The organism is Paenibacillus sp. FSL H3-0457, from assembly GCF_037981725.1.
In the GTDB taxonomy this organism is placed as follows: Bacteria; Bacillota; Bacilli; order Paenibacillales; family Paenibacillaceae; genus Paenibacillus; species Paenibacillus amylolyticus.
In genome coordinates this window covers 6,286,572-6,312,385 of sequence record NZ_CP150283.1, presented here as the reverse complement: position 1 = coordinate 6,312,385, position 25,814 = coordinate 6,286,572, and the positions used below count along the sequence as shown (strand labels likewise).

General features: G+C 45.7%; 18 protein-coding genes. All 18 read left to right on the top strand.

The features are described from left to right. Positions 1-59 precede the first annotated feature (59 nt). The 18 genes from MHH25_RS27855 (at position 60) to MHH25_RS27770 (ending at position 25,751) form a co-directional block, all read left to right on the top strand. Positions 60-3,842: an Ig-like domain-containing protein gene (locus MHH25_RS27855; protein ID WP_076328739.1), complete on the top strand. Its 3,783-nt coding sequence runs from the start codon at positions 60-62 to the stop codon at positions 3,840-3,842. Between the two features lie 116 nt (positions 3,843-3,958). Further along, positions 3,959-5,185, top strand: a complete 1,227-nt coding sequence (locus MHH25_RS27850; protein ID WP_076328740.1) for a stalk domain-containing protein — start codon at positions 3,959-3,961, stop codon at positions 5,183-5,185. 231 nt (positions 5,186-5,416) lie between these two features. Then, a complete protein-coding gene (locus tag MHH25_RS27845; protein ID WP_340018639.1) occupies positions 5,417-8,140 on the top strand; it encodes a stalk domain-containing protein in 2,724 nt (907 codons plus the stop codon). A 47-nt stretch (positions 8,141-8,187) separates the two neighbouring features. Further along, positions 8,188-9,348 carry a sensor histidine kinase gene (locus MHH25_RS27840; protein WP_036612500.1) on the top strand — a complete coding sequence of 387 codons (1,161 nt, stop codon included), beginning with the start codon at positions 8,188-8,190 and terminating at the stop codon, positions 9,346-9,348. A gap of 7 nt (positions 9,349-9,355) precedes the next feature. Then, positions 9,356-10,078: a response regulator transcription factor gene (locus MHH25_RS27835; protein WP_026081439.1), complete on the top strand. Its 723-nt coding sequence runs from the start codon at positions 9,356-9,358 to the stop codon at positions 10,076-10,078. Positions 10,079-10,435: 357 nt separating this feature from the next. Continuing rightward, a complete protein-coding gene (locus MHH25_RS27830) occupies positions 10,436-10,813 on the top strand; it encodes a hypothetical protein (protein ID WP_036612497.1) in 378 nt (125 codons plus the stop codon). Positions 10,814-12,016: 1,203 nt separating this feature from the next. After that, on the top strand, positions 12,017-13,159 hold the full coding sequence (locus tag MHH25_RS27825; protein WP_314825578.1) for a helicase-related protein: 1,143 nt from the start codon (positions 12,017-12,019) through the stop codon (positions 13,157-13,159). A gap of 155 nt (positions 13,160-13,314) precedes the next feature. Beyond that, a complete protein-coding gene (locus MHH25_RS27820) occupies positions 13,315-14,121 on the top strand; it encodes a ComF family protein (RefSeq protein ID WP_340018638.1) in 807 nt (268 codons plus the stop codon). 317 nt (positions 14,122-14,438) lie between these two features. Further along, positions 14,439-18,947, top strand: a complete 4,509-nt coding sequence (locus MHH25_RS27815; RefSeq protein ID WP_340018637.1) for a fibronectin type III domain-containing protein — start codon at positions 14,439-14,441, stop codon at positions 18,945-18,947. 156 nt (positions 18,948-19,103) lie between these two features. Beyond that, positions 19,104-19,508, top strand: a complete 405-nt coding sequence (locus MHH25_RS27810) for a TIGR03826 family flagellar region protein (RefSeq protein WP_047840679.1) — start codon at positions 19,104-19,106, stop codon at positions 19,506-19,508. A gap of 178 nt (positions 19,509-19,686) precedes the next feature. Continuing rightward, complete coding sequence (gene flgM / locus MHH25_RS27805; RefSeq protein WP_047840678.1) at positions 19,687-19,971, top strand: flagellar biosynthesis anti-sigma factor FlgM; 285 nt, start codon at positions 19,687-19,689, stop codon at positions 19,969-19,971. An 11-nt stretch (positions 19,972-19,982) separates the two neighbouring features. Then, positions 19,983-20,486: a flagellar protein FlgN gene (locus MHH25_RS27800; protein WP_145149342.1), complete on the top strand. Its 504-nt coding sequence runs from the start codon at positions 19,983-19,985 to the stop codon at positions 20,484-20,486. A gap of 19 nt (positions 20,487-20,505) precedes the next feature. After that, positions 20,506-22,059: a flagellar hook-associated protein FlgK gene (flgK, locus tag MHH25_RS27795; RefSeq protein WP_340018636.1), complete on the top strand. Its 1,554-nt coding sequence runs from the start codon at positions 20,506-20,508 to the stop codon at positions 22,057-22,059. Positions 22,060-22,083: 24 nt separating this feature from the next. Then, positions 22,084-23,004: a flagellar hook-associated protein FlgL gene (gene flgL, locus MHH25_RS27790; RefSeq protein ID WP_215074426.1), complete on the top strand. Its 921-nt coding sequence runs from the start codon at positions 22,084-22,086 to the stop codon at positions 23,002-23,004. Between the two features lie 15 nt (positions 23,005-23,019). Continuing rightward, positions 23,020-23,589: a DUF6470 family protein gene (locus MHH25_RS27785; protein ID WP_340018635.1), complete on the top strand. Its 570-nt coding sequence runs from the start codon at positions 23,020-23,022 to the stop codon at positions 23,587-23,589. Between the two features lie 52 nt (positions 23,590-23,641). Next, on the top strand, positions 23,642-24,124 hold the full coding sequence (fliW, locus tag MHH25_RS27780; RefSeq protein WP_340018634.1) for a flagellar assembly protein FliW: 483 nt from the start codon (positions 23,642-23,644) through the stop codon (positions 24,122-24,124). Between the two features lies 1 nt (position 24,125). Next, positions 24,126-24,371, top strand: a complete 246-nt coding sequence (csrA, locus tag MHH25_RS27775) for a carbon storage regulator CsrA (RefSeq protein ID WP_340018633.1) — start codon at positions 24,126-24,128, stop codon at positions 24,369-24,371. Between the two features lie 144 nt (positions 24,372-24,515). Beyond that, complete coding sequence (locus MHH25_RS27770; protein WP_340018632.1) at positions 24,516-25,751, top strand: flagellin; 1,236 nt, start codon at positions 24,516-24,518, stop codon at positions 25,749-25,751. Positions 25,752-25,814 lie beyond the last annotated feature (63 nt).

Below are 25,814 nucleotides of genomic sequence, written 5' to 3'. Positions count from 1 at the left end.
ATACATAATGAGGTCTGTGCATCAGACAGGAGAAGAAATGCAGATAAGGGGGAAGATGAGTGGAATTCAAGAGAATTGTAAGAAAAATCATGCTCGGAATCTTAATTGTTATGCTGACGGCTCAAGGTTGGCTTACGGGTTGGAGTGGAGTCGAGCAGGAAGCATATGCTGCACACGCATTAAGTGCAAATGGAATAACGAATACTGTTCCTGCGGTGAAAGGAACGAATGTGGATAGTTCAATACCATTCGTTATTGATTTTGATAAACCTGTTCAGAAGGCAACTGGTACACAAAGTTCAATCTTGATTAAGCGTTTGGATGACAATACAACGATGGGTTCGGTGCTGGTATCCAGTGACCAAGTTGTGATTGATCCCACACCACCGATTACAGACCCTACAACACCGGATGCGGGAGAAAATACGCCAGTACCAGCTATTGGCCTACGAGTGACGATTACACTGGGCAAGACTCTACCGGGAGCAACATACTACGTAGAGATAGATAATAAATCATTTGTTTACGCGGACAATACTCCATTTCCGGGACTGACTAACAAAGAGTGGACCTTCAGCACTCTGGGACTAGGCTCAACTTCCCTTGTGAGTAGAATTCCTGATAACGCAGCAATGGTATCTCCTTCAACTAAGGTAGTGATGACTTTCGATAAGCCGGTAACCGCAGGTAGAGGGAATCTCATTATTTATCAGGGAAGAGTTGGTGGTACTGTATTTGAGCAGATTCCAGTAAACGCAGGAACACCTCGAATTACAGGTTTTGGAACAAATACGATTACGATCGATCCCACGAATAACTGGAACAACAACACTACATATTACATCGTAATGCCAGAAGGTTTTTTGAGGGATAGAAATGAGAATGATATCAGTGCAATTAGTGGGAATGTTTGGGGATTCAATGTCATATCCGATCCGACGTCCCTTATGGTATCTACTGTATCTCCCGCAAACGGTACTACCAATGCACCATTAACGGGAAATTTAACAGTTACGTTCAACAAAGAACTTGATCCGAATTACATTCAGAATGTAACGCTCAAAAAATCAAATGGAGCAACCGTTGCATCTAAGACAGTCATTAATAGTGCAAACAATAGACAATTGCTGATTACACCTACGAACGCATTGGATAGCAACACGAATTATGTGGTAGACATTCCAGCCAATACGTTTCGTGATAAAGCAGGAAATACATTTACAGGTCTTAATGGGTCTACATCATGGGCCTTTAAAACATTAAGTGCAGATACAACTGCACCTGTGTTGAAAAATGCTAAGATGCATAGCAATAACACCATTCGCCTGACGTATGATGAGTGGCTGTACAGCACTAATTCGCTGAGTAGTACTTATGCTGTAACTGTAAATGGTGAAAAGAGGAATGTCAGCTCCACTTATATCTCAGGTGACAGTGTATATGTTGTCTTGGATACGGGTGTAGCGGTAGGACAGGTTGTGCGAATCGCATATGCACCCGGTACTACAGGTAATCGTCTTACAGATCAGTCTTCCAATGCTGCGGCTGCTTTTGGCGCAAGAGATGTGGAGAACGGTTTAGATTCTGTTATGTCCAAGCCGCGAGAAGGTAACGTGTATTACAGTACAATTACGTTGTACTACCCTGAGACGGTATATATCACTTCAAGTGATGCAGCAAGACAATTCAGTGTAACTGCGGATCAGTCGGCTGTAGGCATTAGTAGCATATCGATCAATGGCAGCTCTGTGGTGACATTGAATCTTAGTCGATCCATTACGGATGGTGAAGTCGTTCAGGTTGCATACACGCCAGGTTCATGGCCTGTAAAAGATACACGTGGACAGGCTCTTGCTGGATTCAGCGGCTTCTATGTCCGCAATTCAATTGATACCAAATCACCTGAGTTCAAGAGTGCTGAGGTGAGTGGCAACAAGTTATGGGTGCGTTACAATGAACCACTGAACATGACGAATAAACCCCTCAACAGCCAATATTCTGTTCTGGTCGATGGTAAGCCAGTCTTCGTTAATGATTCCGAGATCGAAAATGATCTGGTCACGTTAACGCTGGCTTCAGCGGTGAAAGATACACAAAATATATCGTTATCATATGTACCTGGAGCATTGCGATTAACGGATCTAAACAATAACCCAGCAGGATATCTCAATCTGACTCCAGTAACGTACACATATGGAAATGGCAAAATCCTTTCGGCTACGCTTCAGGGAGACACGGTTCAAATTAATTTCCGTGATTCAATCCAGTCCCAGGCTGCACTAACAGCATCTCAGTTCAGTGTAGTGATTGGTAATTCAACCACAACTGTATTGTCTGCTTCAGCTTCTGGCACTGTGGTGACGTTGAAAGTGGATACTTCAGCAGTTACATCGACAGCTACTCAGACGGGAACGGTGAGTTATGTACCTGGGGCTTTGCCGTTACGGGATGCGTCGAATGTCACGATAACAGCATTTGGTCCACTTACGTTACAACAGACGAATAATAGTTCGAACAATAATCAGTCGGGAAACCGTCCTTCCTGGTTGTCGGAATTGGATGCATTGAACTATGGTCAGTCTTTACTTGTGATGAATAATACTACGGCTTCTGCTGTATCTGCGATGTCCCACTATAATCGCCCGACTCGTCAATTCAACGTGGATGCAACCAAGTTGATTCAGTCCTTTGAATACGCTGGAGCAAACGGGAAATTGACTCAGCCGGTGGTATTTGAGATTCCGGACAGTGAATCGGCTGCGTATGTTGGATTCCCATTAAATGCACTGACTCAGATTGCTGCAAGTTATCGCACAGGCACTATTGGTGTGAAATATGGCGATCTTCTCTGGACGGTGCCACTGTCTAATTTAGATATGGCGGCTATGAGTCGGAGTGTAGGAACGTCAAACACAAGTGCTACGACAGCAGCAGCAGTTCCATCCTTATACGTTCAGTTAGGGACGGTACCTGTGTCTTCATCGGGGACGATGGAAGGCTTGATTGCAGGTGCAGGAGCGCAGAAGCTTGGCAACTATACGGACGTATATTTGTATACCGGTAATGGAACAAGCGATCAACGTGTAGATCAGAATGTCAAAAGCCAACTGGCCATGCAATTGGCTGCCAATACCCCGAGTGTAACATCTGGATTTACGTATATCGATCCAGTTACGTTTAGGTTATCCAATGTACCTAGTTCCTTTAAAAATACGACAGGTGGTGTAGTTGTTCGAGGACAGCTGAATGGCAATCAGTCGGTAGTCCCTGTTAACAACATCGTTAGTTATCCGGATACGGCGTCACACTGGGCTAGTGAGGTCATTAAGGAGCTCTCTGCCAAATGGATAATTAACACACCGGGTGGTTCCTTCTACCGACCGAATGAGAACATTACACGTGCGGAATTTGCTGAATTGGTCGCTAGAGGTCTAGGACTGAATGGAGAACCTACTGCAGCAAGTCGTTTCCAAGATGTTCGTAGCGGTAGTGTGACAAGTGCCTATATCGGTGCTGCTGCTGAAGCGGGAATCATTACAGGAAATACCGATGGTACCTTTAAGCCGGATCGCCCCATTACGCGTGAGCAGATGGCACTTATGATGGTACGTGCGATGAACTACGGTGGGAAAACAGTCTCTCTTCAATCTTCCGCTGCTACCACTCTATCCAAGTTCAAGGACAGCAACAAAATCCAGTCTAAGGATTCTGTTGCCAAAGCGGTGCAGGAGGGAATCATTCAAGGCATGACAGCCAGAACATTTGAACCTCAGGGAAATGCAACTCGTGCACAGGCAGCAGTCATGTTGAAACGTGTCCTGGATAAGTTAGGATATCTGTAATAGTAATTAGCTCTTTATCTTAGTGAAGCGAAATCGATCAGGGGAATAAGTTCAACTGGTTGGTTTCGCTTCTTTATATTATAAAGTCATAAATTTCATGGATAGAGGGTGTAAATTTGCTTAAAAAAATGCTAGTTTTTGTCCTCGTTCTGGGGTTAATATCTATACCATCACTGGCGTATGCTCAAGATAATAAAGAATCCATACAACTGTACGTAAATGAAAAGCCAACAAATATTAAACTGATGACAAAATCAGGAACGGTGTATGTTCCGTTTCGAGAGTTTATTCAACTAATGGGGTACCAAGCGGATTACTCAGTGGTAGATCGAGAGATTTCAGTTAAGATCGGGAAATCAAAATTTATCTTTCTACCGGACGATGGTTACATTAGTGGATCGGGAGATTACTACGAATTACAAAGGCCAGGTATTCAGATTGATGGAAAATTCTTTTTACCTATCCGTTATGCCGCCTGGTTAACCAAGCATGCGGTTAAGTATGATAAAAAGTCGAATACGGCGTGGATGGTGCAGTATGGGTATGGTCAAGAGAAAGAGATACTTGATTTGATAACAACATATGATAGAGCTTTCACTGTAAAACTACTAGCTTCTAAACATATGCAGAGATTTTATCTGACTGAGAGTTGGATTGCACCCCAAGAAAGAGAAATCCCTGATCGAATCTACAATGTTGATATAACAAGCATTACATACGAATCTGCGAACCAGGCATTATTGTACGTTACTTATATTCATAATAATCAGGTAATAAATGACCAACATGAGGTCGTATTTCGAATTATAAAGGAGAACAATCAGTGGAAAATACTTCAGGATCGATATCTTTCCAGTAATACTGCGCTTCCAGAAGATATCGATAAATCTGTAAATATAGTAAAAGAGAATTTTAATGATGAGCAACAAAGAGTCCTATCTGACTTAAAGACATATTATAGAGCATATAATCAGAAAGATTTTGATTTAACGTATAAATATACTTCGCCATTTGATATTGAACGAATTAACGCAAATGCAGTTGATGAATGGAGGACATGGGAGCACATTACAAGAGCTTCTTTTGAGTATGGAGACACTACGTATCATATGTCTAATGAACGAGTCGTGTTCCTTGGGGAGAAGCAGGCTGTTGTTCATGCAACCTTGGAATGGAGCTACATTTCAGAGAACAGAGAGCAGAACCATTCTATATATGAGGCGCTGATCTACCTCGATTACGCCAATGGGCACTGGAATTATAGTTATGATCATGACATTGGTGTGAACGAAGAGGACCCCAATCGAATGTTACCCGAAATTCATTTCCCAGAGTTAAATTGAAAATATAACGAATATCAGTATACAGATAAATTCCTATGTATGAGTAGCTAATTGCATACATGGGTTTCTTTTTGCCAAGAATCCCCTCAAAGTTAGCTGGGGGCGTAACTTTTTCCACAAAAAGCAGTCTATTAATAGAAGAGTATACTAGAGATCTCGCTATCGGCTGCCTACTTGGCAGTGTTCGTGATGTCTAAGATTGATATACAAGATGGGAGAGACGTTTCAGACATGCTGGGGAAACATGAGAAACAGCTGGAAGACGTTAAGGGCAGTAAGGTGAAGAAATGGGCGATTGTGACGCTGGCGGGTGTGATCTGGATTGCACCGGTGATGAGCGCAGGCGGGCAGATGTGGTCAGGCACTTCGTGGCAATCGGTGGCCGCTGCAGCATCTACAAATACAAGCAAGTTGAGTGAAGAAATTCTGACTTCGGGTGCGAAGCTCATGAAATACAGATATACAACAACACGTTCCGGTTCCAAGGTCAACGTACTGGCGGATGTAATCCAGGTGGATCTGCAGAACCCGTATGTGAAGCTGGATGTGATGACAGGCAAGGGCGGTAATCTGAACAGTAAACAGAGCACAGGTGCCATGGCCAAGGAAAACGGTGCAGTAGCTGCTGTAAATGGCGATTACTTCAATGTATCCGGCGAGCTCGCACCCATTGGTGGACAGGTCTCCGATGGCGTGCTGGTCTCCACACCTTCTGAGCTGTCAGGCATGTATGCCCTGACGGTGACCAAGGATGGCAAACCGATGATCGACGAGTATTCCTTTGACGGAACTGTGAAGGCACAGGATGGTTCAACCTTTGCTTTGCGTGGGATAAATAAAGAGGATTATACAGTAGAGTCGGGTGCGGTGAAGTATAGTCATGCCAACTCGATGTATATTTATACACCGGCATGGACATCGAGCAAACGACCAAATGATCCTTCCACAACCCCAACAGAGGTTCTTGTGCAGAACGGAGTAATCACCCAAATCTCGGATAAAAAAGCGCTAAACATGACGGTGCCGAAGGATGGGTACATTTTGCGTGCGCATGGAACAGCGGCGACATGGATCATGAGCCATTTATCTGTTGGACAAACCTTAGATGCGGATTACAAGCTAAAAGCCAAAACAACCGGACAATCGGTTGATCCGAGTAATTTGGAGATGATGATTGGCGGTCACACCATTTTGGTAAACGGTGGCAAGGCAGCTTCCTTTTCCCGTGATATCGCATCTTCCGGCATCGGTGGCATTCGTGCAAGAACGGCAGTAGGATACTCCCAGGATGGTCGGTATGTCTATATCATTGCAGCGGAGAAAAACAGTAACAGCAGTGGGATGTCGCTGACGGAACTGCAATCCTTTATGACCAGTGTGGGTGTCTGGAAAGGCATGAACCTGGATGGAGGCGGCTCCACAACCATGGTAACCCGTCCGTTAGGTGAGCAGACCGCCGGTCTGACGTTCAACACAGAGTATGGCACCGAGCAACGTCAGGTTGTAAACACGCTAGGTGTGTTCTCTACGGCTCCTGTAGGTAAACTGAAGGGCTTTGCCGTGAGTGGCAGCCAAACGTTGCTGGTGGGTCAAGAGGGCAAGTACACAGCCAAAGGATATGACACCTACTACAACCCGATCGCAACAGGCGATATCAGCATGTCCTGGAAGTCCAGCAACAACGGTATCGTGAGTGTCAGCAACGGAACGATCAAAGGCGTGAAGCCAGGAACAGCAACGCTGACGGCAACGAGCAATGGAGCTTCATCCGCCATTAAAGTATCGGTACTGGGTGGAAGTGAACTGGCTTCCCTGACAGCAGGATCAGGCCTCGGTTCGCTCAAAGCGGGCACAACGATGTCGATTCCTGTAACGGCAACAACGAAGAGTGGACAAAGTGTTACGGTTCCGGCGGACTCGCTGACATGGGAATTTATCGGGTTCAAAGGTAAAGTCACTGCTGACCAATTAACCGTATCTTCTGTCAATTCTGGTGCACAAGTAGGATATGCGATTGGTCGTTATGATGGTTACAGCACAGTTGTAGTACTCTCGGCTTCTGCCAGCGAAACGATCTGGGAGAACTTCGAAAATGTGAATTATCCGATCAGCTTCACAACGAACGCAGCGGGTGTAACTGGTACGGCAACCGTCACAGCAGGAACTGGTGAAAAATCCGGCTCCAATGTACTGCAACTCGGTTATGATATGACTGCTGGAACAGGCAAAATGTACGCTTATGCACAACTGAATGGCTCTACCGGTAGAGAGGTATCTGCTGCAGCTACATCGATGTCAATGGATGTTATGGGAGATAAAAGCCTGAACTGGTTACGTGCCGAATTCACGGATGCCAATGGCAAAACGGTATATGCCGATCTCGCCAAGGCGATTGACTGGAACGGGTGGAAGAAGCTGAGCGTGGACCTGAATGGACTGAACATCGCCTATCCGGCGAAGCTGAAGCGGGTCTATGTGGTGAACGTGGAGGAAGGTCAGGATGAGCGTGCGAAATCAGGTACGGTTGCTTTTGACAACATCGCATTCACGATGCCTTCCAAGTCAAGTGAAGTCGGATTGCCTACGGGGACTGCCTCACTTGTGCTTGGACAGAAATCGATGACGGTGAACGGAACGAAAAAAGCGATTGATGCAGCACCGGTCCTTAAAAATGGTACAACGTATGTGCCAATCAAACATGTTTTGGACGCTTTTGGTGGTCAGGCAAGCTGGGATAGCAAAAATCAGCGGATCACGGTATTACGTGGTGGCAAGCTGATTGATCTGGTTGTAGGGCAGAAAGAATTCATTCTGAATGGTAAAAGACAGAGCGCAACTGTTGCACCATACGTAACGGGTGGTAGGACTTTAGTCCCGCTCAGACTCGTTTCCGAGCAACTTGGTCTCACTGTAAAATGGGAACAGAAAACGAAGACCGTTACCATCTCATCGTGATATGGTATGATATATACCGGAAACGATAGAAATGGAGTCGAACAAACGTGGATTTACAAGCCGATGCCATAGACCGCGTCATTAAAAACGCCATACAAGTCATGGAAAACAGCAAATATCAAATGTTCGAAATCATGGACTCGACTCGCGATGAGCTAAAAACACTCAACGAGGAGTTGAAGTCGGTGTTGAAGGAGACGGCGGAAACGATCGAGAAAGTAGATCAGTTGGAGCTGAACTACCGCCGTTCCCGGATCCGGCTGACTGAGGTTAGCCGCGACTTTGTCCGTTATTCCGAGCATGATATCAAGCAGGCATATGAGAAAGCAACACAGCTGCAGCTGGATCTGATGATTTATCGTGAGAAGGAAATGTATCTGAAGGCTCGTCGGGATGACCTACAGAAGCGTGCCAAAAATGTGGAAGCTTCTGTGGAGCGTGCCGAGACCATCGGTTCGCAGATGGGTGTTGTACTCGAATACCTGTCAGGTGAACTAGGTCAAGTGACCCGGATCATTGAAAATGCCAAAAATCGACAAATGATTGGTTTGAAAATAATTTTGGCCCAGGAAGAAGAGCGGAAACGTATTGCTCGTGAAATTCATGACGGGCCTGCCCAGATGCTCGCCAATCTAGTGCTTAGGACGGAAATTGTAGAAAGAATGCTCATTAAGCAGGATTTTAAGATGGTCCAGGCCGAAATAGTAGATTTGAAAGGCCAGGTTCGTTCCAGTCTTGAAGAAATGAGAAAAGTTATTTTCAATCTGCGTCCTATGGCACTGGATGATCTGGGACTGATTCCAACGCTTCGGAAGTACGTGCAGGATTTTGAGGTAAAAACGAAAATCCGGTCGCTTTTTGAAACAAGAGGTAAGGAACATCGTTTATCTTCAGCCATGGAGGCTGCAATCTACCGCCTTGTGCAGGAAGGTCTGTCGAATGCTGCAAAGCATGCTTATCCCACATATGTTGTAGTGGAAATTACATACCAGGCTCAGCTCGTCAAAATTGTCGTTCAGGACAATGGGCTTGGGTTCAAACCGGAGCTTCTTGCGAAGAAAAGCAAGGATCATACCCACTTCGGTCTGATTGGGATGAGAGAACGGGTTGAACTGTTAGAAGGAAGAATAGAGATTGAATCCGGAGAAAATCAAGGAACCAAAATAGTGATTCATATCCCGACAAACGTGGATAAGGGAAAGGAGTAGCAGGATGATGGAAAACCGTGATACTGGTAAAGCATCGATTAAAGTTCTTTTGGCTGATGATCATCAGCTGTTCCGTGAGGGACTGAAACGCATTTTAAATATGGAGGACGACATTGAGGTCATCGGCGAATGCGGCGATGGTATTCAAGTGCTCGAATTCTGCAATCAGGATAAACCTGATATCGTATTGATGGATATCAACATGCCAATCGAAAACGGGGTTGAAGCAACGGAGAAATTGCGTGAGCTGTTCCCTGATGTCAAAGTAATTATCCTGTCCATTCATGATGATGAAAGTTATGTATTTGAGACGCTTCGTAAAGGGGCTAACGGATACTTGCTGAAGGATATGGAGGCCGAGTCTCTGATCAATGCGATTCGTTCCGTGCATGAAGGACATGCGTTCATACACCCGAAAGTAACAGGCAAACTGATCATGCAGCTGCGTCGTATGACGTACCTTAATGAAACAGGGGCAATGAGTGAAGGAGCTTCGAAGGAAGCAGGTGTTAAATTTGTCGCTGGCGACAATAACCCGCTCACACGTCGTGAGGCTGAAGTGCTTCGCTTGATGGCAGAAGGTAAGAGCAATAAAATGATTGGTGAATTCCTGTTCATCAGTGAAAAAACAGTAAAAAACCATGTCAGCAGTATTCTGCAGAAGATGGAAGTGGACGACCGTACGCAAGCTGTTATCAATTCGATCAAATATGGTTGGGTTACGCTCTAATACCTTATGTTTTTTGTAAAGCAGTATTCTTACGGTAAGTCAGTCCATTGGTTGATTCAACCTAGACGAAGTATAGATTGGTGTTCACTCGCGCCCTTTCCAGAATGTTGGATTGGTCTGCGGGTTAATGGACTTTATCACTGCAAATGAGCAAAGTGTAAGGTTGTGCGGAACATATGTTCAAGCTTAGGCGTGAATGAATGACCTGGCCTGTCTTTCTTCGTCCGGTGTCGATCAGCGTGGAATATGAGTGATAGGAAATGCAAGTGTAACCCTTCAGGAAGTACAGCATATACTTGTTGTATACAGGGATGTTCGCCATGGGTGAGCATGACCTTCCGAGGAGGTGCAGTTGCCATGGTTGCTCATCTGACTATGATTCTGCTCATATACTTCCTGGCGGCAATGGCCGTTCATGCCATGCACCAGCGCCATCTTTCCCGTCCGGAATCTGAAGGTTTCGAGCAGATTCTGCTTATCCCTTCCAATCAGGCAGGGCGGATCGAAGGCATTGTAAGAGAACTTTGCCGGGAATTGTTATACCGTGGTAAGAGCTTCAGATTAACCGTTGTTGCTGATCGTACAGAAGCGGAAACGATTACGATTATTGAAAAGCTTATGCAAAGGCAAGGCATGGAGACATCTTATCTGCCTGCTGTCCCTGCTGATATTGAACGGGTAGCACAGACCGATCACACGTTTCGCCTGATTGATTTGCGTGAGTCAGAGCAATAAATTATCATGTGAACGGAAATGGGATTAACATTTCGCAGATCTACAGTGAAAAGATTACAGCAGAAGCTGTAGTCTTTTTTTGTAATTGTAGCCAAGTCTGCTTTTAAATTAAAAATGGGTTTTTATGCAATCTATGGTTATTGTCTGGGTTTTGACGAGTTCATGAGTATTAAAATAAACTTTTCGAAGTCAGAACTCTTAATTTAAAAGTATAGACGATTCAGATTGGAAAAAGTTTCGCAATTTTATAGAAAGATTCTGGTTATTAGCAGAATTGGTGTGATGGATCACGTTGTGTGACTAACCTTGTGATGTAAAGATTCAATTGGTATAGTGATAAGTAGATTGATCATACGAAGATGGAATATGGACATGAAGCACATGCTCCGGCGAACAGCCGGGTTGGCATGTGCTTTTTTTGCGTTCAGGAGAAAGTACGATGGGGGAGGAGATTAAATGAAGGTTGCTTTGTATGTGTGCCGTGTAGGGGAAGGGTGGAGCATGTTGTTATCACTCGATATTCGAGTGGATGTGGCTTGGTGGCTGGAGGGAGGAAGTGGGCGACATGTGCTGCGCTGGTTGCTGTTAGACAAGGCGTTACCGTTAAGTCAGGCATCCTGGTTGGTTGAACATTATGAGATGGAGCGAGGTATGGATCAGTGGGGCCAGCGCGAATGGCAGAGTTATCTTGCACGGAAGCTGGATGTGTATGAATTGGCCTCTGGGGAAACAGAGGCCAGAAAAGGCATAGCGGGCAAAGCGGGAAGTACCGCTGTGCGTGGCAATCAGGTAGGCGGGATGCCAGAGCCGTATCCCGCCGGGCAGTGGGCTCAGCTGGAGCGGGACGCGGCCCTGCTGGCTGAGCGGATCAGCGGCCGCCAATTACTGGCGGCCGAGGCGGAGGCGTTGCTGGCGGATACCGCCCAGCCGCCAAAGGAGTGGCGCGCGGCTGCGCAGCTCGCGCGCTTGCACGGGCGGCTGAGTATCACAGCCGCCCTCGAAGGGCCTGCCACGCGCCGTCGGCACGCGTGGCTAGGACGCGCGCAGAGCGCGCCCCGCTGCCACCGTTGTGGCAGCGAAGCCAGGCAGCGCGTGCCCTGCGCTGCCTGCGGCCTGGCGGCGTGCGCCTACTGCGAGGCTTGCCTCGCGCTGGGGCGCAGCCGTGCCTGTGCGCTGCTGCTACGCAGTGCAGCGCAAGGGGCCGTGCCACGACGCGGCGAAGCACCACGTGGCACGGCCTTGGCCCCCACCGGCGGCGGGCTCGCCCGGTGGGGGCTTAGCGCAGCGCAGAGCGCGGCAGCAGCTGCGGCGCTCGCGTTTTTGGCTCGGCCGCCCGCAGGGGATGGGCCGGGGCGGTTCTTGCTGTGGGCCGTGACCGGGGCCGGCAAGACCGAGATGATATTCCCCTTGCTCCAACATACATTGGATCGTGGCGGACGAGCACTGGTCGCTACGCCGCGCAGGGATGTGGTGCTGGAACTGGCTCCGCGTCTAGCTAAAGCTTTTCCGGACACCTCGCTCGCTACCCTATACGGAGGCAGTGACGAACGCTGGAAAGACGCTCAGCTTACGCTCGCGACCACACACCAACTGATGCGTTTTTATCAGGGGTTTGATCTCGTCATCATCGACGAACTAGATGCTTTCCCTTATCACAACGATCCCATGCTCGCTCACGCGGCGGCATCCTCCTGTAAACCGGACGGGAATTTTGTCTATCTATCTGCCACACCACCTGCTCGGCTCCAGAGGGAAGCAGCACGGGGGAAACTCACTCATGCCAAAGTTCCAGTACGTTTCCACCGTCATCCTTTGCCCGTGCCAAGATTGGTCAAGATGGTTACCGTTGCTGAATGTATTAAGAAACGAAATCTTCCCTCTGCCTTGAGGACTAACATCCAAATTTCATTGAAGCGTGACGCCCAGGTATTTGTCTTTGTGACACGCATTGCCCAGATTGAGGCGTTTGTGAACCTGATGCGTCGTACTTTTCCCGGAATCCATATCGAAGGAACTTCATCTCAGGATCCTGACCGCGCTAGCAAAGTTATAGCCTTTCGTGAACGTAAAATTCGTTTGCTCGTAACGACAACAATTCTGGAGCGTGGCGTGACCATTCCGCGCAGTGATGTTTTTATATTGGATGCAGACAATGGTCTCTTTGATGAAGCTTCACTGGTCCAGATGGCGGGTAGAGCAGGGCGTTCCATGGATGACCCAGCGGGTAGAGTGGTTTTTGCATCGTCGCGTCGGACACGTTCCCAGGTGAAGGCTGTTTCACAGATTCGGAAAATGAACGCTATCGCTCGTCGCAAAGGTTACCTGCATCCACCATCCAAGACATAATTGTCATCTGCCCAGTTCGTATCCGCATTTCACAATACATTCCCGAGACTGGAGGTATGCCCCCTATGTTCAACTGGCTCAGCAACATAACCGATCACGCGCAACACCTGACCCAGCGTCTCCATCACCTGCTCGCCCCACCGGGAGCGACTTGTTTGACATGTGGCACTCGAGCGATTCTGTCTTCAACTTATCCAGGCATATGCCCACGTTGTGTGAAGCAAATTCCATGGATCCGTTCCATCCGTTGCCTGCGTTGTGGTCGGGGTGTTGGGTGCCCGGACTGTGCTCGTCCACACATGCAAAACCGTTCTTTTATCGCCAACCGCAGCGCCGTACAGTACAACGCTCTTATGAGAGAATGGATTGGAATGTACAAATTTCGAGGCCATGAAAGATACGCGCCGCTCCTAACCGCGCTGTTGATTCAAGCCTTTCAAGCGATGAGCGAAGAACGAAATTCTGCTTTGGCAAAAGAACCCCCAGCCCCCGTGGCTCATTCCGCCACACATGCTCAACAAACGAAGCCACAATGGCGGCCTGACGCGGTCACCTATGTCCCGGTGAGCAGCGAGCGGCTTGCCGAGCGTGGCTTCAATCAGGCGGAGCGGCTGGCTGCTGGGCTCGCCACCGCCTGCCGCCTACCCATCGTGGATCTGTTGCAGCGCCAGATCAACACCACCAAACAAAGCTTCAAATCACGCGGTGAGCGTATTGAAACGATGAAGAACGCTTTTTCCATCAACCCGGATGGCACGAAGTTAATTGAAGAGCTATACAAGGGATCTCATCTGCCAACACATATGGGCATATCGCATGCCACACCCATACGGTTACTGCTGATCGATGATATATACACAACAGGTAGCACTTTGGACGCTTGTGGCCGGGTTATTCTAAATTCTGGCTTCCACATGGAGATTCCGGTCGAGATATACACACTGACACTGGCAAGATCTTAGGAGGTGAATCCAAATAATAAATGACTGTCCAGTAATCTTCAGACACTCTAGGCGGGGAATCTATACATTATGATTAATAGTAGACAGGAAAATATGTTCCTTTATTAATCATTGTTATAATTTTGATTGTCTCCATTCCATTTATACCGTTTGAAGTATAGTTGTTTGAAGAAATGATGAATGAAATCGTTATAAGAAAATTTTTACATGTAAAAAAGAGGAATTTGTTTTCTCGCGCAGAATAGATAGTTTTGCCGTTCACCACAGGTGACAGCATAGGGAGTGGCACAACATATCTGTTGAAGGGGAGAACAAAAGTGGTCGCAGGAAAAAGAAAAAATGGATTTTACTTATGGACTGTCCGTCTACTAGTATTCATGCTGGTATTCGGACAGTTTGGCGTGTACGGGGGGAACCGGGCACATGCAGCAGTAGGAAGTGGGATAGTCTCATCAAGTAATGATTACCAATATGTGTTGACCAACAACAACGGCCAACTACAGGTGAATCAAAAACCAATTAAACTGAGTTGGGCGAGATCATACAACATTTCATCAACAGGATATTCGTTTACCAGAATGCAGTCGATCCTGGGTTTCACAAGTGATATTACCAATATAAGTTTTGGATCGTATACTTCAAAATATGCTGGACAGATCGACAATGCTTTTCTCATTGATTTAAGCCAAGTTCGTGAGATTGCTACTGAGATGACGTACAGACAACCGTATAACCAAGTTGGCCAATGGACGATCACACACTATAATGTGCTAGGTCAACTGACGCCAATTGATGTATATGATTATGATGTAAGACAGTTGAGTTTGGTTGTAAATGCAGATACGGGAGAAGTTGTAGATTTTTACTCTGAACTTAATCCTTACTATACACGTAAAGCTGAACCCGCTTCTTTTACCAAACAGGAGGTGAATCCGTTACCGATTAATAACGTACCATCGGTGCCTTCGAATATAACGGGTAACTCAAGTGAAAATACGACTCATATTCACTGGGATCATGCACAGGAAGCTGTACAATATGAAATTGAGCGTGATGGTATTTTAATGGGGCCTTATTATGGTACGAGCTTGGATGATGCCGTACTCATTCCTAACAAAAATTACTCTTACAAAATACGTGCTATAAATTCTATAGGGAAAAGTGAATGGAGTAGTGTCTTTAATATCAAAACACTGCTTAACGAACCTGTTATCTCTACGAGCTCTGAGCAAGGGAAGATTATAATAGAGTGGACTGCAATTAATCATGCTGATGGATATCAACTCCAGATTGATGGTGAAGCCCCAATTGACCTAGGTAATGTAACGAATTACGAACACGTTGGTTTGGAGGCCAACTCCAGTCATAACTATGCATTAAAAGCAGTATCTTCAGATAATGAGAGCAACTGGAGTAGTACGGCTACGCAACTTGTTGTACCTGACTCAGCAAGTGGTTTGAAAATTACAGAAAATACATTCAATAAAATCTCTTTAAGTTGGACTGCAATTAAAGGTTCTAGTGGATATGACCTGGAGGTTGATGGGGTCGTCGTTCCGGTCTCTGGTACAACATACAGCAAGACGGCTCTTACGCCCAATAGCGAGCACACATTTCGATTGAGATCTAAAAATACAGGCGGCGTAGGTAAGTGGACTGATATGCTAACTGTTTCAACACTTTTAAGTACGCCTGTTCTTAAAGCAATTTCATCGCAAGAAGAGATGATTTTGGTATGGCCTGCAATTGAGGGGGCTACCTCTTATGAGGTGGAAGCTGATGGAGTAAACGTAGGACTTGTTGTAGATCCGGCTTATACACACACTGATCTATCACCGGGGACACTTCATAAATATCGTGTACGAGCTTTGAATGATACCAATACAAGTGCCTGGACTGCAATCTTGTCTCAAAGTACACTCCCCGGTTCTGTTTCGAATCTCACTATAAACTCGGTCACTAATGCAGCTATTGGTCTGAAATGGACAGCAGTGACAGGGGCGACAGGATATGATTTGGAGATTGACGGTGCAATTGTACCTGTCACTGGCGTAGCCTACACAAAGAGTAGCCTTGCAGCGAATACAGAACACACCTTCCGTATTCGTTCGAAAAATGCTGCAGGTGTGGGTGATTGGAGTGATCCGCTCAGTACAACGACACTGTTGAATACACCTGTATTAAAGGCGGCATCAGAAGAAACGAATATCAATCTGACTTGGGCTGATGTAGCAGATGCGACTACATACGAGATTGAGGCGGACGGAGCAGTAGTGGCAACAGTAGAAGAGCCTAACTATAGCCATGCAGCGCTGCTGCCAGGAACGGCGCATAAGTATCGCATTCGTGCGTTGACGGATACCAATACGAGTGCGTGGACAGCAATCTTGACGCAGAGCACCATCCCTGCCTCCGTTACAGGATTAACTGTTAGCTCGGCTACGAGCGTAGCCATTGCCTTGAAATGGACAGCTGTGACGGGAGCAACGGGATATGATCTGGAAATCGATGGTACCGTTGTCCCAGTAACGGGAGTAGCATATACGAAGAGTGGTCTTGCAGCTAACACAGAGCACACTTTCCGTATTCACTCGAAAAATGCCGCTGGTGTAGGGGCTTGGAGCGAACTCATCAATGGAACGACACTTCTAAATACACCGGTATTAAAAGCAACATCGGAAGAAACTGCAGTCAACCTCACGTGGGCTGAGGTAGCAGACGCAACGACGTATGAGATTGAAGCGGACGGAGCAGTAGTGGCAACGGTAGAAGAACCTAGCTTTACCCATACATCATTGCTGCCAGGAACGGCGCACAAATATCGCATTCGTGCGTTGACTGAGACCAATACGAGTGCATGGACAGCAATCCTGACACAGAGCACGATTCCTGCATCAGTTACAGGGTTAACTGTTAGCTCAACTACGAACGTAGGCATTGGATTGAAATGGACAGCAGTAACCGGAGCCACAGGATATGATCTGGAGATCGACGATACCGTTGTCCCAGTGACGGGAGTAGCCTACACGAAGAGTGGTCTTGGAGCGAATACAGACCATACCTTCCGTATTCGTTCTAAGAATGCTGCCGGTGTAGGGGCTTGGAGCGAACTCATCAATGGAACGACACTTTTGAATACACCGGTACTAAAAGCAGCATCGGAAGAAACTGCAATCAACCTAACATGGGCAGCTATTGCGGATGCGACTAAGTATGAGATTGAGGCTGACGGAGCAGTGGTTACAACGGTAGAGGAACCTAGCTTCACCCATACAACACTGCTTCCGGGAACCGCTCATAAGTATCGCATTCGTGCGTTGACCGAGACCAATACAAGTGCATGGACAGCAATCCTGACGCAGAGCACCATCCCTTCCTCCGTTACAGGATTAACAGTTAGCTCGGCTACGAACGTAGCCATTGCCTTGAAATGGACAGCAGTAACGGGAGCAACGGGATATGATCTCGAGATCGATGGAACGGTTGTCCCAGTAACGGGAGTAGCTTATACGAAGAGTGGTCTTGCAGCCAACACAGATCATACCTTCCGAATCCGTTCGAAGAACGCCGTAGGTGTAGGGGCATGGAGTGAGTTGATCAGTGGAACAACACTTCTAAATACACCGGTATTAAAAGCAACATCAGAAGAAACTGCAATCAATCTGACATGGGCAGCCCTTACTGATGCAACGAAGTATGAGATTGAGGCTGACGGAGTAGTGGTAGCAACGGTAGAAGAGCCTAGCTTTACTCATACATCATTGCTGCCCGGAACGGCGCATAAGTATCGCATTCGTGCGATGACGGATACCAATACAAGTGCATGGACAGCAGTGCTGACGCAAAGCACCATCCCTGATGCAGTTAACGGTTTTATGTTAAATACCGCTACACCTGTTGCTATTTCATTGAAATGGAACCCTGTTACAGGCGCTACCGCTTACGATTTGGAAATTGACGGCGTTGTGATTTCTGTGAGTGGATCTGCTTATACGAAAAACGGTCTTCTAGCAAATACAGATCATACCTTCCGCATTCGTGCCAAAAATTCTGCCGGCGTCGGTAGCTGGAGTGAGATCATAACCGCCTCGACCCAATTAAATGTACCAACAACGCTGAAAGCTGTACCTGAAGAAACCGCAGTTACGCTGACATGGAATGAAGTTGCTGGTGCAACAAAATATGAGATTGAGGCAGACGGCATAGTAGTTGCTACTGTGAGTGATCTCATGTATGTACACAATGGAGTGCTTGGTGGCACCATTCATAAATATCGTATTCGTGCCCTGACCGACACTAATGTGAGTGCATGGACAGCAGTATTGTCCCAAACTACGTTACCTGCGAGTGTCTCAGGCTTGAGTATTAACTCTGCAACCACAGCGGCTATCGCGCTGAGATGGAGTGCTGTAACTGGAGCTACCGGTTATGATCTGGAGATTGATGGTACGGTGGTTGCCGTGAGTGGAGTTGTTTATACGAAGAGCGGACTTGCACCAAATACGGAGCATACCTTCCGGATTCGTGCCAAAAATGCTTCTGGTGTGGGAGCTTGGAGTGAGATCATAACAGGAGTGACTCAATTAACAACACCTGTGCTGAAGGGAACTTCGGACAGAACAAACGTTATTCTGACTTGGGATGCGGTTGGGGGAGCTTCATCATCCTACGAAATTGAAGCAGATGGGCAAATTGTGGCGACTGTCAGTGATGCAACATTTATTCATTCTGACCTGTTACCGTCCAGTTTGCATAAATATCGTATTCGGGCATTCAACGATCAGAACACAAGTGTATGGTCTCCTGTATTAGTATTAGAACATTGAATTAGGGATATAAAATTTGGGAGCAGGGTTGCGTGTATGTGCATCCTGCTCCCTTCTTTTGTTTTGCAAATAGACTATGGCTTCATCAGAGAAAATAAGGTAATCTATAGTTATTATCTTATTCGGAAATGGAAGTTTGAGAGGGGCGTTTTAGCGATGAATCTGGGTAATTGTCCTCGCTGTGGTAAATTATATGCGTTGAATTTTCGAGATGTATGTTCAAACTGTATTAAGGAAATAGAAAAGGAATATCAGATTTGTGTAGATTATTTGCGCGAAAACAAAGGTACCAACATACAGGAGCTATCCGATGCAACAGAAGTTTCAATTAAAAACATTACCAAGTTCATCCGTGAGGGACGAATTTCCATCGAGAATGCCCCGAATATGATGTATCCTTGTGAAGTATGCGGAACATTGATTCGTGAAGGTCATATGTGCGACTCTTGCCGTAATCGTTTAACGAAAGACTTGGCAGGAGCAGCTCGTGAAGTAGGTCAGAAGGATAACAACAATTTAGGCGGACGAACCTACAATGCTGTCGACAAACTACGCGATTAATAGGAGCGAGGGCTCAAATACATGTTTTGCTATAACAAATGTTTTGAAACGTACCGATAAACTTATTAAAGATTATCGGTTTTTTTTATTATCCTAATCATTTTGAAAACATAAAGATTGAAGTAAGAAAAACGTATATCAACATAAATTCCTAATCATGGAAGGAAGTGCATTTTAAATGAAAATCAATGAACCGAGTAGAATTGGCGCCATCAATTCATATCAAAGGAACGTTGAATCCAATCAGCAGGCTGATGCCAAGAAGAGCCGCCGTAAGGACGAGGTATCCATTTCTCCGGAGGCGATGAAGATGCTTGAGGAACAAAGTCGTACACAGGATGCGGGACGCATACAACGGATACAGGAACTCAAAGAACAGGTGAGTTCGGGAACGTATCAGGTAGATAGTAGCAAGCTTGCTGACAAGCTGCTGCCGTATTTTAAGTCTTTTGATAAGGAATAGGTGATCACGTAATGGCAGCACTGGACAGATTGATTGCAGTTTTGCAGCAAATGGAACAAAGTCACCGCGATATGCTGGCACTCAGTGAGGTCAAGAGACAGGTCATTGTCAAAAATGATGTAGATGAACTCATTGCCCTCCTCAACAAAGAATCTCGTTTCATGAAACAACAGGAGCCATTAGAGATCGAACGGCAGAGTGCAGTTCACGAACTGCTACAGGAGCGTGGAATCAAATCTATGCTGAACCTGAATATTACTGAGATCTCGAAGCTGATTTTTGATCCGGCTGACAAACTGCGATTGCTTGAAGTCCAGAAGAAGCTGGCGGGAACACTGCATGAATTAAAAGAAATCAATCAACTGAATCAAAAGTTGATCGAGCAATCGTTGATGTTTATTGATCTCTCAATGGACATCTTCGCTTCTCGGCCAGAACAGGATGCCACATATCAGCATCCTGCTGATAAGAACGGCAATCCAGGGCGAATCGGTCTGTTTGACACGCGTGCCTGATTAATTAGGGGGAAACCAGGTGACATCTACATTTCATTCAATCGAAACGGCTAAACGCAGTTTGTTCACACAGACGACAGCTCTTAGCACAACAGGCCATAACGTAGCCAATGCCAACACAGAAGGGTACTCACGCCAAAAGGTAAACATGCAGGCATCCATTCCAATGGAGCCGTTCGCATTTCTGCATAGCACAACACCAGGACAGCTCGGTACAGGGGTGGAGTTCGACTCCATTACTCGTGTGCGTGAGAAATTTCTGGACGACCAATATCGTAATGAAAACACCAACTTCGGGAGTTGGTCCATTCAACGAGATACGCTTGAGAAACTTGAAGCTATTGTAAACGAGCCATCGGACACCGGATTTCGGACGGTTATGGATAATTTCTATAAATCATGGTCAGATCTAAGTAAGAATCCTGAGGACGTTACGGCACGCCGGATTGTCAAGGAAACCACACTCGCTCTTACGGATGCGATGAACCAGATTAGCCGCCAACTGGATGCGCTTAGCCAGGATTTGGATAGCAACATCGCGGTCAAAGGTAATGAGATCCAAGGTTACCTGGGTAACATTGCGAACCTTAATAGTGCCATTGTGAAAGTAGAGTCTCTTGGCGACAATGCCAACGATTTACGTGACCAACGTGATCTGATGACAGACAAGCTGTCCAAAATCATGAACGTTACCGTTACGGATTCTCCGCAAGGATACCAGGTTCAGATGAATGGACAGGCACTCGTCACTGGCGGGGCGGTACAAGTCGCGGTTGATCCTGCTTTTCTGAATGCTGCATATACAGCAGGCACGCTCACCAACGGCGAGGTCCACGGCATGATTAAGTCCAGAGACACTTTGGTGACTGATTATCAGAAGCAAATGGACGACTTAGCTAATACACTTGCCAATGGGGATATTGAGATCACCCTTCCTGCGGGTTCTGTCTTGCCAGATAATACTGTTCTGGATGGTGTTACATACACGGGTGCGGCACGGACGCTTGCAACTGATCTGAAAGTTACGGTCAAGGGTCTGAACGGTTTGCATCAACTCGGATACAGCATGGACGGAACTTCGTCACCGGGTTCACCCTTCTTCACAGCATCTGGTGGTGGAACAGCGATCACAGCTGGTAATATTTCATTGAATGCTGAAATTTTGGCTGATCCGAATAAGATTGCAACTTCGCTTCGTACTTCGGATGCCTCTGGTACAGAGACTGTAATTAAAGGGAATAATACACTCGCCATTTTGCTTGCCAATTTGAAAGATACACCAATGAAGTCCGCTGATGGTCTTCGCAATGCAACGATTGGTGCACAGTTTAGTGCTATTGTGGGACAACTCGGAGTTCAGTCACAAGAAGCAGCACGTCAGACATCTAACTCTGAGTTCCTAGTCGAGCAAGTGGATACCCGTCGTCAATCCGTGAGTGGTGTATCGCTGGATGAAGAGATGGCGAACATGATTAAGTTCCAGCATGCCTATAGTGCATCGGCGCGTTTTATGACCACATTTGATCAACTGCTTGATAAATTGATTAACTCTACTGGCGTAGTAGGCAGATAGTTAAGGAAGGAGTAAGCATCTATTATGAGAATTACTAATAATATGTTGAGTTCGCAACTGCTTTTGAACTTGAACCGTAATGCGCAACAGATGAATAATACCCAGACTCAGTTAGCGACAGGCAGGAAAATAAATAAGCCTTCTGATGACCCTGTAGGGATTACCTATTCCCTTCGCTATCGTGCAGAATTGTCCTCTAATGAGCAATATCAGAAAAACGTGGACAGTGCAGTTTCTTGGCTGGAATTCAATGACACTGTTTTGAATCAGGCTGGAAACGTAATGCAACGTCTTCGTGAGTTAACGGTGCAAGCTTCGACGGGAACAAACCCTCAATCGGCATTGGATAGTATCAATGAAGAAGTACAACAACTTAAGGAACAGCTTGTGGATATATCCAACAGTAAACTGAACGGAAAATATATTTTTAATGGCGAGACCTATGATATTAAGCCGTATGATTTCCCTTCTAATCCAGATGGCTCTTTCGACACAACCAATGCTGCTTCTGTTGTAACGGATAAAGGTAAGGTTAATTTTATTGTTGGTGAGAGTGTACAATTACCAATTAACGTGGATGGTAATGAGGTGTTTGGTACAGGTACAGAAGATGACAATTTATTTGTTGTTATGAATACAATTATGAAAGCATTGTCTGATGGCGACCAGAAGGAACTTTCAAATCAACTTGACAACATTGACAGTCGGATGGACAAAATGCTGGCAATCCGCTCTGAAATTGGTGCGAAGACGAATCGTGTTGATCTGATGATGGGAAGATTGGATGATCTAGGCATTAACTTAACTGATCTTCAATCTAAGGTTGAGGATGCAGATTATGCAGAGTTATCCATTCAATCTAAAATTCAGGAAAATATCTACAATGCTTCTTTGTCTGCAGGCGCAAAAATTATCTCTCCATCTTTGGTGGATTTCCTTAGATAGAGGGGGATCTAAATCATGAAGACTCTTCCTGTAGTTCAGATTAGAACTACACCTTCTATTCTAAATATGGAGACTAATCCTGGTCAGTACTCTATTCGTCAGCCTAAGGCAGAAGTTCAGCTAAACACTAAACCTGCCAAGCTTACAGTGGAGAGTCACCCAATCACTCTTCATGTAGATCAGAGCAAGGCTTTCTCTGCCTACAATGGTGGCAATATGATTGACATGAATGCCCGAATATACTCAGGCATTGAACAACAGTTTTTGCAAAACATGGCTGAACGCGTTCAACAAGGAAATCAGTTGGCTGCTATTCATAAACCGAGCAATACGATAGCTAATATTATTGGTATGGATTGGCAACAAAAGCCTTTTCCAGAAACAAGGACTCCTGCGTCATTTGATAACGTAGATATTCAAATTGAGACAAGGCCGCCAGATATCAGTTATGAATCAGCTGTCTCCGAAATGAATGTTATAGTGAATAAACCGGAAATTGAGTATCAACGAGGTAAGTTGGATATCTATGTGAAACAATATGCATCAGTTCAATACACTCCACCTGCTATAGATGTGGGGTTGTGAGTTATAATGTAGAGCTATAGACGGTCTCGGATGCAGCCCTCTATGGCTCTTTTTGTATAATTTATTATTCGCCAAGGAGGCGTTCGTTATTATTATTCATACAAGCACGTGGGGAAAAGTAGAGATTAGTGGAGAAGACGTATATCAGTTTCCCAAAGGTTTGCCTGGATTTGAAGAAGAGACAGAGTTTGCGTTAATTCCGTGGGAGGAAACGCCATTCATTTATTTACAGTCCGTACGAGAGCCGAATTTATCGTTCTTGTTGGTAAGTCCATTTACGTTTGTGTCCGATTATAGTTTTGAGCTGAGCGAGATAGACAAGGAAGAGATGGGAATCATTGACCAAGTATCAGTGTACTCTATGGTTACAATCCATTCCCAAACGAATAAATCTACCATGAACCTTCTTGCACCTGTTGTACTTAATCCCGAAAACCGGGTGGGCAAGCAGGTTGTACTCCATCAAACCAGCTACGATACACGTCATCTTATCTGGGCAGAAGATGAAGCGAAATCAGAGAAAGGTGGCGTTTGACATGCTGGTACTATCACGTAAAAAGGGAGAGTCCATCGTCATCCAGGATCATATTGAGGTGACTGTACTTGCTGTAGAAGGTGATACGGTTCGAATAGGTATCTCTGCACCCAAGCATATTGATATATTCCGACAGGAGATATATACATCCATTCAGGAAGCAAATCGTGAGTCTGCAACACCTCTAGTAGCCAACGTTGAAGCGTTTATGGAACGCTTGCGAAACGATAGTACTAAAAAAGAATAAAAAAATTCCAATTTGCTATAAACAGTTGCTCCTCTCCTGTCGATATATTATTTAGACGCTGCTTCGGCAGGGCGGCCGACCTTAATGTCGCGGCGTTTACCACAAGGATGTGGAACTAACTTATTTTCAGGGAGGAAATATCAAATGATTATTAATCACAATATCGCGGCGTTGAACACTCACCGTCAACTGTCTACTAACACTACTAACACGAACAAAAACATCGAGAAATTGTCTTCCGGTCTTCGCATCAACCGTGCTGGTGACGATGCTGCAGGCTTGGCAATCTCCGAAAAAATGCGCGGTCAAATCCGTGGTTTGGATCAAGCATCCCGTAACTCGCAAGATGGTATCTCTTTGATCCAAACTGCTGAGGGTGCACTGAACGAAACTCACTCCATCCTGCAACGTATGCGTGAACTCGCAGTTCAATCGGGTAACGATACGAATACTTCTGGCGACCGTAAAAACCTGCAAGATGAGATGGATCAATTGAATAAAGAGATCGATCGTATCCAATCGACTACTCAATTCAATACTAAAAACCTGCTTGATGGTTCCATGGGTAGTGCGGTTAATACTGCTGTAGCAAACATTAATGAGAATGCTTCTGTTAAAGGCGCTGCAGGCGCTACTTTGACAGCGGCTACTGTAGTCTTGACTGATCTTACTGATAAAAATGGTAACAGTCTTGGTATTACTGCTGGTGACAAAGTTACTATTTCTTATGTTAAAGATGGCACTACCGTGACTAATGAAATCACAGTTTCTGCGGCTTCAGCTATCTCTGACTTGGACAATGCTGATTCTGCTCTGACAATTAGTGCTGGTAAAATAGTTGTTACTGCTGGTACCGCTGGTTCTACAGGGGCTGTGAATGGACTCACTATTTCTGTTAAAGATGCAAGTGGAAATATTCGTACTTCTGCTACAAATACACTCTCTTCTTTCACTGAAAAAACAGCAGCAGCTAACGTTCGTACCGATGGTACAGCTACATTCCAAATTGGTGCAAACACAGGCCAATCAATGAACCTTTCAATCAATGATATGGGTACTTCTGCATTGGGTGTTAAAGGGTTGCAAATTTCTACTCAAGCTCAAGCTGACGTAGCTATTAAAGTCATTGACGTAGCAACGCAAAAAGTATCCACCGAACGTTCTAAACTGGGTGCTGTACAAAACCGTTTAGAGCACACAATCAATAACTTGGGAACAGCTTCCGAGAACTTGACTGCGGCTGAATCACGTATCCGTGACGTTGACATGGCTAAAGAAATGATGGAACAAACCAAAAACAACATTTTGGCACAAGCTTCCCAAGCTATGTTGGCTCAAGCTAATCAACAACCACAAGGCGTGCTTCAACTGCTTAGATAATTTGTTTAAGCTCATTCAATACATGTGCCCCACTTTCTGTGGGGCTTTATTTTTATAGATTGA

Excerpts from the sequence above, each read along its gene's own strand:
- flgM (WP_047840678.1), top strand. The coding sequence starts at position 19,687 with ATGAAAATCAATGAACCGAGTAGAATTGGCGCCATCAATTCATATCAA.
- csrA (WP_340018633.1), top strand. The coding sequence starts at position 24,126 with ATGCTGGTACTATCACGTAAAAAGGGAGAGTCCATCGTCATCCAGGAT.
- MHH25_RS27770 (WP_340018632.1), top strand. The coding sequence starts at position 24,516 with ATGATTATTAATCACAATATCGCGGCGTTGAACACTCACCGTCAACTG.
- MHH25_RS27800 (WP_145149342.1), top strand. The coding sequence starts at position 19,983 with ATGGCAGCACTGGACAGATTGATTGCAGTTTTGCAGCAAATGGAACAA.
- MHH25_RS27785 (WP_340018635.1), top strand. The coding sequence starts at position 23,020 with ATGAAGACTCTTCCTGTAGTTCAGATTAGAACTACACCTTCTATTCTA.
- MHH25_RS27830 (WP_036612497.1), top strand. The coding sequence starts at position 10,436 with ATGGTTGCTCATCTGACTATGATTCTGCTCATATACTTCCTGGCGGCA.
- MHH25_RS27845 (WP_340018639.1), top strand. The coding sequence starts at position 5,417 with ATGCTGGGGAAACATGAGAAACAGCTGGAAGACGTTAAGGGCAGTAAG.
- MHH25_RS27810 (WP_047840679.1), top strand. The coding sequence starts at position 19,104 with ATGAATCTGGGTAATTGTCCTCGCTGTGGTAAATTATATGCGTTGAAT.
- flgL (WP_215074426.1), top strand. The coding sequence starts at position 22,084 with ATGAGAATTACTAATAATATGTTGAGTTCGCAACTGCTTTTGAACTTG.
- MHH25_RS27835 (WP_026081439.1), top strand. The coding sequence starts at position 9,356 with ATGGAAAACCGTGATACTGGTAAAGCATCGATTAAAGTTCTTTTGGCT.